This window comes from Gemmatimonadota bacterium (genome assembly GCA_041390125.1).
In the GTDB taxonomy this organism is placed as follows: domain Bacteria; phylum Gemmatimonadota; class Gemmatimonadetes; order Longimicrobiales; family Gaopeijiaceae; genus JAGQIF01.
In genome coordinates this window covers 44,735-58,227 of record JAWKQN010000008.1, presented here as the reverse complement: position 1 = coordinate 58,227, position 13,493 = coordinate 44,735, and the positions used below count along the sequence as shown (strand labels likewise).

The following is a 13,493-nucleotide window of genomic DNA, read 5'->3' as shown; positions in this document are numbered from 1 at the left end:
GCGATGGCGGCCTCCGGCCGCGGGCGGCCCGTCCGCTCGCGCGGCGTCGTACGGTCCGGTCGCCCGTTCCCGAACGCGCCTTCCCTCCTCGTTCGCCGGGGACCGCAATGAAGCCGCGTGCGACCGACGTGGACGTGGCCGTGGTGGGCGCCGGTCACAACGCGCTGGTGGCCGCGGCCTACCTGGCGCAGGCCGGCTACTCCGTGGCGGTGTTCGAGCGCCGGCACGTGGTGGGCGGCGCCGTGGCCACGGAGGAGATCGTGCCCGGCTACCGGTTCGACATCGGGGGCAGCGCCCACATCCTCATCCGGCTCACGCCCGTCGTCGAGGAGCTGGGCCTGGAGGCGCACGGCCTCGAGTACCTGGAGCTGGATCCGCTGTTCTTCGCGCCATTCGAAGACGACGACCACCTCTTCATCCACCGCGACCTGGAGCGCACGGTCGAGCACCTGGAGACGCGGCTCCCCGGGGAAGGGAGGGCGTACCGCGCCTTCGTGGACGAATGGCGACCGTTCGCGCATATGGTGCGGGACGCCTTCCTGTCCGCGCCGGGCCCCCTCGACCTGGCGAAGCACTTCGTATTCACGCGCGGCATGCGCTCCGAATGGTCGAAGGCGCTGCCCCGCATCCTCCGGCCGTACGGCACCGTCCTGGACGAGTACTTCCGCGAGGAGCGTCTGAAGGCGCCGCTGGTCTGGATGGCGGCCCAGTCGGGACCGCCCCCGTCCGAGCCGGTCTCCGCGCCCTTCGTGCTCTGGCAGCCCCTGTACCACGAGGGCGGCATCGCGCGGCCGCGCGGCGGGTCCGGGGTGCTGACCCAGGCGCTGGCCCGCGCGATCGAGGCGCACGGCGGGACGGTGCACACGTCCACCCCGGTCGAGCGCATCTGCGTGGAAGGGGGACGGGCGGTGGCCGTCGAGGTCGACGGCGGTCGGACCGTCACCGCGCGCGCCGTGCTGTCGGGCGCACACGTGCTGGAGACCTTCGGCCGTCTGCTGCCGGAGGAGCACGTCCCCGACGCCGTGAAGGGCCTCCGGGTCGGGAACGGCTTCGGTCTGATCGTCCGCCTGGCCCTGGACGGCCCCGTGCGCTACCGGGCCCATCCCGGACCCGAGGCACGCATCGCCCTCCAGCTCCTGTGCCGGGACCGGGCCCAGATCGACGCCGCCTATGCGGATTTCCTCCGGGGCGAGCCGGCCCGGGACCCGCCGCTCGTGGCCATGAGCTTCTCGGCCGTGGACGACAGCCTGGCGCCGCCGGGCGGCGAAGTGCTCTGGCTGTGGGCCCAGTACTTCCCCTACGCGCTCCGGGGCGCGTCCTGGGACGACATCGGCGAGCGGGTCGGCGACGGGGTCGTCGATGCGTTCGAGCGGTACGCACCCGGGACCCGGGATCGCATCGTGGGACGCCTGGTCCAGCACCCGCTCTGGCTGGAGCGCGAGCTGGGCCTCGTCCACGGCAACGTCATGCACCTCGAGATGGGCATCGACCAGATGTTCGCGCTGCGTCCCTTCCTCGGCGCTTCGGGGTACCGGGCTCCGGTGCGGGGGCTCTACCTGACCGGCGCCAGCACCCATCCGGGGGGCGGGATCATGGGGGCGTCCGGTCGCAACGCCGCCCGCGTGCTCCTCAAGGACCTCAGCCGGCGTCGCCTGTGACGTATCTCCAGTTCCACCTGGTCTTCCTCCTGCCTCCGCTGCTCATCCTGGCGTCGGGGGTGCGCGGGGCGGCGGCGCGGCTGGGCCGGCGCGCCTGGCCGGCGCTGTTCGCCGTACCGGTCGTCGCCCTCGTGTACACGACGCCCTGGGACGTGCACCTGATCGCCAGCGGGGTCTGGGGCTACGGACCCGAGCGCGTGCTGGGCGCGTTGTGGGGCGTGCCCTACGAGGAGTACGCGTTCTTCGTGCTGCAGCCGCTGCTGACGGGGATGATCTTCTACCGCTTCCTGGCGCGCCTGCTGGAGGAAAGCCCCTGGCCGCCGCTGGAGCGCGCGCCGCGCGTCATCAAGCGGGCCGGGGTGGCGGTGGCGCTCGCCTGGACGGCGATCGGTGCCGCGCTGCTCCAGCGTGAGGAAGGCACCTACCTGGGCCTGATCCTCGTGTGGGCGGTGCCCATGCTGGGCGTGCTATGGGCGCTGAAGGGAGACCTGATCTGGCGCTGGAAGGCGGCCACGCTGCCGGGCGTGGTGGTCCCCACGCTCTGGCTGTGGATCGCGGACCGGATCGCCATCGCGGACGGGATCTGGACCATCTCCGAGCGGCATACGCTCGGCTGGAATCCCGCCGGCCTTCCCGTGGAGGAGGCGACGTTCTTCCTCGTCACCAACGTGCTGGTGGTCTTCGGCCTGGTCCTGTTCCTGGAGCCCGGCCTGCGCCACCTCGCGTCAGACGCGGGTGCGCAGCCAGTCCAGGACGAGGCGCAGGAGACGGCGTAGGATCGTGGTCATGGTCTCTTCCAGGACGGAACGGGGCCGATCAGGGATTCACGGAGGGCGTGTCCAGGCGCGCGGAGGGCGGGTCCAGGCCCGCGGAGCGCGGGTCCAGGCCCCCGCGTCGCGCGTCCACGCCCGCGGGTCGCGGGTCCGTGCCCCCGCGGGTCGCGTGCCCACGCCCGCGGGTCGCGTGCTCACGCCCGCGCATCACGGCCCATGAAGGCGGCCGGGGCCTCGAGCAGCGCGTCGGGGATGCCGAAGGCGTCCACCAGCAGGACGGCGTGCTCGGCCAGGTCGCGGCAGCGCGCGTTGACGAGCGCGCGGATGGCCTGCGTCTTTCCCGCCTCCATGAGCCCGCTCTCCAGGAACCAGCCCCGGTGCCGCTCCAGCGTCGAGAGCGCGTACAGCTCGTAGAGCGTCTTCAGCACCTCGGAGAGGCCTGGCGCGGGCGCCCGCAGCACACCTTCATGGAAGCGGGCCAGGATCACGCGATCCATGTGCGCGAGCGCCAGCTCCACCACGTGGTCCTGCACCTCGTTGAGGGCGTCGAAGCTGTCGGTGCCGTCGTCGATCCGCGCCTTCAGACGCGCGGCCACCGTGGACAGCAGGCGCTCGGCCCTCCAGTCCAGCACGGCCTGGTGGAAGTCGGGATCGAGCAGATGGTCCTCGTCCGTGCGCCGCGCCGTCACCGGGTTCAGGGACGCCATGCGTGTGCCGGCGCGCTCCGCCAGGTGGCGCACGATGCCCCAGACGTTCAGGTCGCCCATGTCGCGCCGGTACTGCGACAGCAGCCCTTTGGCCACGAGCTGCAGGAGGACCAGGTTCGCGCCCTCGAACGTGGTGAACACGTCCGTGTCGTCGCGCAGACGGCCGAAGCGGTTCTCGGCCAGATAGCCCTGGCCGCCGCAGGCTTCCCGACACGCCTGGAGGGTCTCCAGGTTGTGCGTGGAGGCCACCGCCTTGAGGCCGGCGGCCAGGACCTCGATCTCGGGTTGTTCGTCCTCGCCGCCCGTGGCGAAGCGGCGCTGCAGGTCGCGCACGGCGAAGTGCAGCCCGTAGGTCGTGGCCAGCCGCGGGAGCAGGGTGCGCTGCAGCGCCAGATAGTCCAGGATGGGCCGCTCCGCATGACCGTCGGGACCGAACTGGCGGCGGTAGGCCGCGTAGCGGATCCCGATGGCGAGCGCGCTCTTGCTCGCCGACACCGCCGCGGCCGCCACGCTCACACGGCCGGCCACCAGCGTGCCCAGCATCGTGAAGAAGCGCCGGCCCTCGCTCGCGATGGGACTGGCGTATTCACCGGACGGCGACATCGTCGCGAAGCGGTCGAGCAGGTTGTCGCGCGAGATGCGCACGTGATCGAAGGAGATGCGGCCGTTGTCCACGCCGTTCAGCCCCACCTTGGCGCCGCAGTCCTCGATGGTGACGCCCGGCAGGGTCCGTCCGGCCTCGTCGCGGATCCACACCAGGAAGGCGTGCACGCCGTAGCGCCGTCCGCCGCTGATGAGCTGCGCGAAGACGGTCGCCAGGCGGCCGTGCAGGGCGGCGTTGCCGATCCAGTCCTTGCGGGCCAGGGGGTGCGGCGTGTGGACGATGAACTCCTGCGTGGCGGCGTCGTAGGTGGCGGTGGTCTCCACGTCGCGCACGTTGGAGCCGTGTCGGCTCTCCGACATCGCGTAGCAGCCGGGCAGATCGAGCGTGCCCGTCACGCGCAGGAAGGTCTCGTGGTGCCGACGCGTGCCCAGGTTGAGGATGCTGCCACCGAAGAGCCCGAACTGCACGCCGTACTTGACCAGCACGCTCAGGTCGCCGAACGCGAGCGTCTCGAACGCGGCCACGGCACCCGCACGATCGTCGGCCCCCCCGTACTCGGCCGGAAACGCCAGCGCGCCCCACCCTTCCTGCGCCAGCGTGCGCACGCGCTCCAGGACCTGCGCCCGGTAGTCGGCTCGCGGCGCATCGGGGTCGGTGCGGAAGTCGGGGTGCGCCATCCGCGTCAGCAGTCGGCGCCGCAGCGCGCCGTGGTCGGCGTCCAGGTAGGCGTGCAGCGCCGCCGCGTCGAAGCTCTGCGCGGTCTCGCGCGGCGGTGCGTCCGGCCGCGCATCGTCCGCGACGAGCGCGCGAGCGGCCTCGCCTCCCGCCACCCCCAGCAGGGCTTCCACGTCGGCCAGCGCCCGCCGGGCCCCGGGCTCGCTCCAGCCGCCGGCCTCGGCCCCCGCGCCGGCCAGCCCGAGCCCCGTCAACGAGCCCGCGGCAGCGCCGTCCGGGTGCAGCCGGCGGATCCGCTCCCGCACGTCCGCCAGCTCGTCGGGCGTAGGCGGCTGGGTCGGGTCCAGCCACGCGTCGACGAAGGAGACGTCCCGCTCCGAGAGCGCCACGTCCGCGCGGATGCGGGTGCGCACCCGTTCCAGCTCGTCCGCGGTCAGGCTGCCATCCGCCCACACCACGTAGAGGATGGGGAGCAGGGGATCGAGCTCCGGTCGGTCGTCGGGCCAGGGCGGCCGTGCGGCGGTCGTGGTCATTCGTCGGCGCAGGGTGTTCGGGTGGAACAAGGGGGGGCCGCTCCCAAGGTAGCATCGGCCATGCCGCCGGGGCGCTGAGGCTGCCTTGACCGGGCGGGCCGAGGCGGCGAACCTCCACGTTTTCCCCTCCCGGAAAGCGAGCCGGACGGCATGCAGGACGCGGCGTTGGTCGGCGTGATCATGGGATCGAGGTCGGACTGGGAGACGCTCCGCCACGCCGTGGAACGGCTGGAGGAGCTGGCGGTCCCGCATGAGGTCCGCGTGGTGTCGGCCCACCGCACGCCCGACCTGCTCTTCGAGTACGCGGGCGGCGCCGAGGACCGCGGCCTGGAGGTCATCATCGCCGGTGCGGGGGGCGCGGCCCACCTCCCGGGCATGGTCGCGTCCAAGACCGTGCTCCCCGTGCTGGGGGTTCCGGTCGAGAGCCGTGCGCTCCACGGGCTCGATTCGCTGCTGTCCATCGTCCAGATGCCGGGCGGCGTCCCGGTGGGGACGCTGGCGATCGGGAAGGCCGGAGCGGAGAATGCCGCGCTGCTGGCGGCCGGGATCCTCGGCATCCGTCATCCCGAGATCCGCGAGCGGGTGCGCGCGTGGCGCGCCCGACGCACCGAGGCCGTGCTCGCCGATCCCGACCCCACGCAGCCGGCGCCATGAGGGTCGGCGTGTTGGGGGGCGGCCAGCTCGGGCGCATGCTCGCGCTGGCGGGCCGGCCGTTGGGCCTGACGTTCCGCTTCTTCGAGGCGGCGGCCCGTCCTCCGGTCTCCGAGCTGGGAGAGATCGTGCGCGCCTCCTGGGAGGACGAGCCCGCGCTGGACGCGTTCGCCGAAGGACTCGACGTGGTGACGTACGAGTTCGAGAACGTGCCGGTGCACGCGGCGCGGAGGCTGGCGGAGCGCGTGCCCGTCCGCCCCACCCCCGACGCCCTGGCGTTCGCGCAGGACCGGGTGAAGGAGAAGCAGGGCCTCGAGGCCGTCGACGTGCCCGTGGCGCCCTGGCACCCGGTCGACTCGGCGGAGGACCTCTCCGAGGCCGCCCGCGCGCTCGGTCTGCCGGTGCTGCTCAAGACGCGGCGCATGGGCTACGACGGGAAGGGTCAGTCGGCGCTGCGCGCACACGGCGACGTGCACTCCGTCTGGGAGTCGCTCGGAGGCCGGCCCTGCATCGCCGAGCGCGTGGTGCCGTTCGATCGCGAGCTCTCGATCGTGGCTGTGCGCGCCCTCGACGGGAACGTGGCCTTCTATCCCCTCGTGGAGAACCACCATGAGGACGGCATCCTGCGCCGCACGCTCGCGCCCGCGCCCGGTGTGACCCCGGCCCTGGAGGAGACGGCCCAGGGATACGCCCGCGCGTTGCTGGAGCGCCTGGACTACGTGGGCGTCCTCGCCATCGAGCTCTTCCAGGTGGGCGACACGCTGCTCGCCAACGAGGTGGCGCCACGCGTGCACAACTCCGGGCACTGGTCGCAGGACGGCGCGGTCACGTCGCAGTTCGAGAACCACCTGCGCGCCGTCACCGGGCTGCCGCTGGGCTCGACCGCGCTGTCGGCACCCCGCACGGTGATGACCAACCTGATCGGCACGCTCGGGGACGTGCGGACCGTTCTGGCCGAAGCGGGCGCCCATCTCCATCTCTACGACAAGACGCCCCGACCCGGTCGCAAGCTCGGGCACGTGAACCGGGTGGGCTAGCCGGTCGCGCCGACGCGACGCGGAAACCCCCGCCTCCGCCGCTCCGTAGGGCCCCCACGCATCCGTCTCGCGAGGGGGACCCATGCCATTCCACGCGTCCGCCACGCCCGCCACCCGGCGCACCCGCCTGCTCTTCTGGGGCGGGCTCGTGCTCCTGGGCGCATTGCTCGTCTGGGCGGGGCGCGTCCGGCCGCACTGGCCCTGGTTCTCCATGTGGCTGTGGGGCGTGCTGCTCGGGCTGGGCATCCTCGGCACGGCGCGCGCGCGCAGGGCGCTCGGCCTGTCCTGGTTCGGCGTGACGCTCTTCACGCTCACCGGGGTGTGCCTCGCGAACCTGTTCCTGTTCAGCGTCGAATCCCATCGCCAGCGATCCGAGCGGCTGGAGGTGCACGGCGTGTGGTTCACCCCCGGTCCGGGGCCGCTGCGGCTCGGTGTGGGCCGTTCGGGCCTCGACGTCCGCTTCGCCAGCGAGCCGACGCGCCTCGACCGGTGGAGCCTGGCGGTCCGCCCGACCAGTGATTCCACCTTCGCGCTCGACGAGGCGACCGGGGTCGAGATGATCCGCGTGCGGGCCGCCGGAGCGCGGCTGCCCTGGCGCGGATGGCGTTCGGCGCTGGGGCACACCCTGACGGCCGGCGCGCCCTTGCGTCTCTCGATCGACGGCGCGCCCTCGGAGATCGGCCTGGAGCCCGGAGGGGTGCGCGGCACCCTCACCTGGTCGGGTCGTTCCGCGCCGCTGGCCCGCGACGATCCGCTCCTGGACCGCCTGCTCGCGCGCCGGCTGCGCGAGGGGCTGCGCATCTCCGAGCTGGCCTGGGACACGCTGCCCGATCGCCGCGCCGGGGACGACCTGGTGCTCACCATGGTGCGCTCCGAGCGGCGGATGGGGCGCCTCCTGCTGCAGCGACCCGTGTTCCGCATCGTGTCGCGCCGCGATCCCGACCTCGGGCCCGACGGCCTGCGCGTCGCACGGGGCGACACGGTGCAGGTGACGTCGCGCGGTCGCACGTGGGCGTTCAGCCTCGACCGCGTCGCCGGCCTTTCGCGTCTGGCCGCACCGCTGGCCGTGCGCTTCGTGGAGGGTCCGCGGCCGACGGGTTGGGCGTTGCCCTCCGCAGAGGCGTGCGGCGCGGACGCGGACCGCTGCGGGATCCTGGCGACGGGCGCGCTGCCCCCTCCGCAACCGCACTTCGACCTCTCCGGCTTCGGGCTGGACACCACGCGCTACGAGCTGACGGCGCGCCTGGAGAGCGACACGGAGGAGGTGCGCCTGGTCGGAGCGGATGCGGTCCGCGCGTTCCCCTACGGCACCCTGGAGCCCGTCCCGGCCCGTGCCCGCAGCGCCGACGCGCCCGCCGCGGGCTGGCTGTTCGAGGTGCATCGGGCGGCCAGCGCCCGGCAGAGCGCGGTGCTGCTCACGGTGCTCGGCCTGTACGTGCTGTTCGTGGCCGCACTGCTCACGGTGCTCGGCAATCCCGCCCTGGCCGAACAGCTCCGGACGGACGCGCCCACGCCCACGGCGGCCTGGTCGCTGCTCAACCTGTTCCTCGTCTTCCTGGGCATCCGGCTCTCGCTCGGCCTGCGCGTGGCGTATGCCACGCCGTTCTACGACCGGGCGGCGGCCACCGCCGTGGGGCTCTGGCTCACCTTCGCGACGTTGCTCGTGCTGCTGGCCCGCTGGGGCTCCTGGACGCCCGCGGTCTGGCGACTCGTTCGCTGGATGGAGCGTCCTCTCGCGCGCCGGCTCCTGCCGGGTCGCGTGGTCGAGGCCGCGGCGCTGCCACCGTCGCGCGCGACCACGCCCAACGGCGAGCCGCGCCGTACGGTGCTGTCGCGTCTGGCGCTCGTGGTCTTCGTGGGGACGGGCGCCGCGCTCGTGTGGCAGCGCCCCGAGGCGGGACTGGGGCTGCTCGTGGCCGCGGTGGCCATCCTGGCCTGGCTCACGTTGGGGCTGTTCGGACGCCGGGCCGGACGGGGTCCGCTGCGCCCCCTCGACGTGCTCACCGCCGATGCCGACAGCCCTCGCCCGTTGCGCACCTTCGGTGTGGCCGCCGCGGCCGCGGTGGGGCTGGCGGTGACGATGCAGGCACCGATCGTGGCGCTGGGGCCGGTGCTCGTGTTGTTGTTCGCGTTCTCGCTCTCCATGGTGCTGGAGCGGCGCTGGGGTCCCGCGGCCCGTCCGCGCGCGGCCGGCGTGCTCTACGCGCTGCTGGCCCTGGCGCTGCTGACCGGGCTGTGGTTCGCGGGGGGCGTGGGCGTCCCGGTGCTGGTCACCACGGCGGCCCTGCTGCTCGTGCTGGCGCTCTGGTCGGGCCGCGGCCGCGGCGGTGCGCCCGCGCGCCTGGTCACGGCCCACGGGGCCCTCCTCGAGCTGGGCCGCTCCACGCTCTCCGGTGTGGGATGGGTGGGCGTGCTGGCGGTGCTCGGGGTCCTCACGTTCCTGGGCTTCCAGGAGATCCCGCCCTTCGCGCGCTTCGCGCTGGTGTTCATGCTGTTCCTGCTCGCGGTGCGCGCCGGGCTCGCCTGCCGCCGCGTGCTGGACGAAGGCGGCTCTCCGTTCGGCGCGCTCGCGCTCCTGACCATCCCGGCCGGCGTGCTGCTGGTGTTCATGCTGTTCGACTTCGGGCTGGGGCTGGTGTTCTTCCTGCCCATGATGACGACGGTGCTGCTCGCCACCCGCATCGATCGACTGCCGGTCCCGCTCGCGGCGGGCTCGGCCGTCCTCCTGCTCGTGGTGCTGCTGGCCGCGGCGTCCGTATTGCGGCCGTCGCGCACGGACCTGCGCTCCGCCACCGACGTGGCCGGCTTCTCGGACGCCTTCGCCACCCTCGGCAACGGCTTCGTCGACGGCCTGCGGGCGACCGGCCTCACCGTGCCGGTGACGCGCGCCACCGTCCGCGGGCTCGCGGCCACGGATCCCGCGCTGGTGGAGGAGGCGCTGGCGTGGGCCGGCCCCTCCGAGGCGTTGTTCGCGGCTGCGCCCTCCCTGGAGCAGGTGTGGGGCGGGCGGGCCTACGCGAGCGCCGGCTGGACCGGGTCCGGGCTGGCGGGCACCACGTCGCTCGGGCGCGGTGTGCCGATCGTCGTCTCGTACGCCGAGAACGCCTTCTCCGTCTACGTCCTCTCCGAGCACGGCGCGCTCGGCGGGCTGTCCGTGCTCTTCGCCTACCTGGCCCTGCTGCTGGTGGTGGCGCGTTGGCTGTGGTCCGTCCGCGCTGGCGTGGCCGACACCCCGGAAGGTCTGGCGGTCCTCGCGTTGACCGTGGGCTCCGTGCTCTGGCTGGCACTTCCGGCCGCCTACGTGGGGGCCTCCAATCTCGGTCTGGTGCCCCTGACGGGTCAGAACATGCCCTTCCTGGGGCTCAATTCCTGGGCGGACGTCATGCTCGTGAGCGGGATCGGCACCGGTGCCTTCATCGTCCTGGCCGGCCTCGGTCCCACCCTCGCGCCGCCCACGGGTGGGGAGGCGCGGCCGTGAGGGCGCGCGGGACGGTCCTCGCGCTGTGGGTGCTCGGGCTCCTCGGCGCTACCGGAGCGGCGCTCGTGGGCGTGGGCGTGGGCGTCGTACGCCAGTCGGTGCGGGCGCCCGCGCTGGAATCGCTGGAGTATGCGACGCTGCTCCGGGCGGTGGACGAGCTGATCGCGCTGGAAGGCACGCCCGCGCTGCGCGTCGTGGCGGCCGACACCGTGCTGCACGGACGCCGCGTGCGCTACGATACGCTCGTGGTGGAGGAGGGGCCCGCCACGCCGCCCAGCCTGCGCCTGGGCGGCTTCCTGCACACCGAGGTGCAGCGCTACAACGCGTTCCAGCGCGACTGGATCGAGCTGGCGGCGGACGAGGCCTCGCTGCCTGCGGCGCTGCGGGCCTACAACCCGTCCATCTTCCGCTCCCGTCCGGACGGAGACGGCGGCCTCGAGGTGACGCGCACCGCCGCGGCCTGGAGCCGACGCGTCCAGTCGCCCCGGCAGGATACCTGGACGGGTGACGTGCGGACCGTGGACGCGCGCACGCCCTGGGCGCTCGTCTCGCCCCGACTGGGTGTCCCGCTGGATCGCTCGGCCCGTTTCCGTCCCGAGGGCGCGCGCCGCGGTCGCGCCTGCACGTTCGACGTGGCCCCTCCGGATGCGCGCGTGCACTGCCTGTCCGAGGCGCGCACCGCGCAAGCGGTCTTCCGGGACGTGATCGGCGCCGCCGGCGTCCCCACCGTGCGGGCGGGCTGGACCGGTCTGTCCGTGGACGGGCAACGGATCGAGCCCGGGGACTCGGTGCGCCTCGCGCCCGGCGCGGTGGTCGCGATCGAGCCGCTGGCGCCGACCGTCTTCACGACGCTGAGCGAGGGCGTCCTGTCGGGGCAGCAATGGATCGACGGCCGGGTGCGGCGGCGTGGAGTCGAGGGCCCTCCGCTCGACCTGGTGGCGGGTGTCGGCGTGCGCCCCCTCGACCCCGAGCGCACGGCGGCGACCGACGCGGACCTGGTGGTGTCGGTGGATGCGGAGCTCACCCGCGCGCTCACCACCGAGCTCGAGACCTTCCTGTCCGGCCTGGGCACGGAGCCGGAGTTCGGTGCGTTGGTGCTCAGCCGGATCCCCGACGGCGCGGTCGTGGCGCTGGCGGAGGCGGGCGAGCGCTCCGAGCCAGGACGGAGCCGTCTGCTGGAGCGCGTGGTGCCCGGCTCGGCGGTCAAGCCGCTGCTCGCCGCCGCCATCCTGTCCCAACGGGGCGACCTGGGATCGCTCGCCATCCCCGCGCGCGCGGGCCGCATCACACAGGTGCGGGGTGCCCCCGCGGTCTCCGCGTCACGCGCGTTCCGGAGCGACCTCAACTGCGCGCCGCCGGCCACGGGCCGCGTGGACCTGCGCTACTTCCTGCGGTGCTCCAACAACGAATACGCAGCGACCCTGCTCGTGGCCGGCCTCACGCCGTCCGATGTCGCCTTCGCGCGCACCGGCGCGCCGACGCGGGCGCCGGTGGGACGCACCGTGGCCCGGGAGACCCTGATCCGGAGCCCGCTCAGCGAAGGGATGACCGCGCTCTTCGACGTCTCCACCGATCCCGTCATCGTGGATCGTCAGGGGCGCAGCGTCCGTGTCTGGGAAGGTCTGCGCTTCAGCGATGGTGCGCCGGTGCGCGTCCCGCCCGCGGTGCGTCCCGACGCCTCCCGGCCCGTGCTGCTCGGATCGGCCGAGGCGGAGGAGACGGACCTGGGGCTGCTGTACCGCTACGCATTCGGGGCGTGGGAGAACCGCTGGACCTTGTTCGACCTCACCGAAGGCTTCGCGCGGATCACGAGCGACCGGCGCGTGCGGGTCTCGTTGGCGCTGGGGGAGGTCGCTCCCGAGCCGTTGGGTCTCTCCGGGCAGCGCTGGTATCCTGCGCTCATGGGCGGGCTGGCGGCGGTCGCGGTGGACGGCACGGCCTCCGGCCTGGCGGAGCGCTTCCGGCGCGCCGGTGTGCCCGGCACGCTCTACGCGAAGACCGGGACCCTGGCGGAGGACGAGGAACGCTCCGGTCACGGCCTCTATCTCAAGGCGTTGCTGTTCAGCGTCGGGGAAGCGGACCCGGAGCGCGCGGGCGCCTTGCGCTGCGGGGTGGCCGGTGCGCTCTACCTGCGCTTCCGGGAGGGCGGGCGGCGCGGGCCGCTGCCCGGGTACCAGATCGAGTTCGCCGAGGAGAGGCTCGCGCGCTTCCTGGCGGAGCACTGGGAACGGCTGGGGGCGTGCCCCCAGGCGCCGGAGCCGTCGAGCCCGCCCACGGGATGAGCGCGCGGACCGGCGCCGCGTCCTGGACTGCGCAGCCGTCCCGGGCTCCCTGGTGGTCCGGTGGTCTCCGGCACCCTGTCGGCGCTCCGGGGTTGGAGCGGCCGACCGGACACGGCCCTTCTTCCCGTCTCGAGGATCCGCAGCCGCGATGCACGTGTCGGCGCTCTACCTCCATCCGCTGAAGTCCGGCCGCCGTGTCGCGCTGGACCGGGCTGCGCTCACGGAGCGCGGCTTCGCCGGGGACCGCACGTGGATGGTCGTCCGACCCGATGGGGCGTTCCTCACCGGCCGCGAGCACCCGCGGCTGACGCAGGTGGCGGCGCGGGTGGAGGGGGAGGATCTGGAGCTGTCGACGCCGGGAGGAACGGTGCTGCACGTCCCGCCGCCGTCGGCCGACGCGGAGGCCGTGCCGGTCCGCATCTGGGGAGACGACGTCCGTGCGCGGGCCGCCGGCGGGGAGGCGGATCGCTGGCTCAGCGACACGCTCGGCTTCCCGTGCCGTCTGGTGCGGCTCGATCCCGAGGCCCCTCGGACCGTGGATCCGACCTACGCGCGTCCATCGGACACCGTGGGGTTCGCCGACGGCTTCCCCGTGCTGGTCACCACCACGGCCTCGCTGGAGGCGCTCAACGCGCGCCTGCCGGAGCCGCTGGCCATGACGCGCTTCCGTCCGAACCTGGTCGTGGACGGCGCCACGGCCTTCGCCGAGGACGGTTGGCGCCACATCCGCGTGGGGGAGACGGAGCTGGCCCTGGTCAAACCGTGCGCACGCTGCGTGCTCACCACGGTGGATCCCGAGACCGGGGAGGTCCACCCGGACGGAGAGCCCCTGCGCACGCTCGCGACGTTCCGCCGCTCCGACCGCGGCGTGCTGTTCGGCCAGAACGCCATTCCCCGCCGCCTGGGAACCGTGCGGGTCGGGGACCCCGTCGAGGTGGTGGAGTAGGGCGGCGTCACGACCTCCGGGCGGGTCATCCCACGCGGCGGAGGCCCACCCTTCCCTCCACCGCCCCGAGGCGCGGCGGATCCGCCCCGACCTTCGACGGACTGCCCCCACCGGCCGCGCCTGCCTATGATGGGAGGGCAGCCATCCCG

8 protein-coding genes are annotated in these 13,493 nt (G+C 73.8%); 7 read left to right on the top strand and 1 reads right to left on the bottom strand.

What is annotated here, in order from left to right; genetic code table 11:
- Positions 1-107 precede the first annotated feature (107 nt).
- Together R3E98_09525 and R3E98_09520 are read left to right on the top strand one after the other, a co-directional pair.
- Positions 108-1,658 (top strand): NAD(P)/FAD-dependent oxidoreductase, encoded by a 1,551-nt coding sequence (locus R3E98_09525; GenBank protein MEZ4423639.1) that lies wholly within the window; start codon positions 108-110, stop codon positions 1,656-1,658.
- The gene (locus R3E98_09520) at positions 1,655-2,434 is read left to right on the top strand and encodes a lycopene cyclase domain-containing protein (GenBank protein MEZ4423638.1); all 780 of its coding nucleotides are present in this window, start codon (positions 1,655-1,657) and stop codon (positions 2,432-2,434) included. The genes R3E98_09525 and R3E98_09520 overlap by 4 nt, the downstream gene beginning before the upstream one ends.
- A 191-nt stretch (positions 2,435-2,625) precedes the next feature.
- Here the strand turns inward: R3E98_09520 and R3E98_09515 are convergent, their stop codons facing one another.
- On the bottom strand, positions 2,626-4,950 hold the full coding sequence (locus R3E98_09515; protein ID MEZ4423637.1) for an acyl-CoA dehydrogenase: 2,325 nt from the start codon (positions 4,948-4,950) through the stop codon (positions 2,626-2,628).
- A gap of 150 nt (positions 4,951-5,100) precedes the next feature.
- On the opposite strand from R3E98_09515, the gene purE reads away from it, so the two are divergent.
- The 5 genes from purE (at position 5,101) to R3E98_09490 (ending at position 13,344) form a co-directional block, all read left to right on the top strand.
- Complete coding sequence (gene purE, locus R3E98_09510) at positions 5,101-5,604, top strand: 5-(carboxyamino)imidazole ribonucleotide mutase (GenBank protein MEZ4423636.1); 504 nt, start codon at positions 5,101-5,103, stop codon at positions 5,602-5,604.
- Entirely contained in the window at positions 5,601-6,638 is a 1,038-nt protein-coding gene (locus tag R3E98_09505; GenBank protein MEZ4423635.1) for a 5-(carboxyamino)imidazole ribonucleotide synthase, read from the top strand. The genes purE and R3E98_09505 overlap by 4 nt, the downstream gene beginning before the upstream one ends.
- Before the next feature lie 82 nt (positions 6,639-6,720).
- Positions 6,721-10,116, top strand: coding sequence for a hypothetical protein (locus R3E98_09500; protein MEZ4423634.1), 3,396 nt, complete (start codon positions 6,721-6,723; stop codon positions 10,114-10,116).
- Positions 10,113-12,398 carry a hypothetical protein gene (locus tag R3E98_09495; GenBank protein ID MEZ4423633.1) on the top strand — a complete coding sequence of 762 codons (2,286 nt, stop codon included), beginning with the start codon at positions 10,113-10,115 and terminating at the stop codon, positions 12,396-12,398. Before R3E98_09500 ends, R3E98_09495 begins: the two co-directional genes overlap by 4 nt.
- 148 nt (positions 12,399-12,546) lie before the next feature.
- Positions 12,547-13,344: an MOSC domain-containing protein gene (locus R3E98_09490; GenBank protein ID MEZ4423632.1), complete on the top strand. Its 798-nt coding sequence runs from the start codon at positions 12,547-12,549 to the stop codon at positions 13,342-13,344.
- The last annotated feature ends 149 nt before the right edge of the window (positions 13,345-13,493 follow it).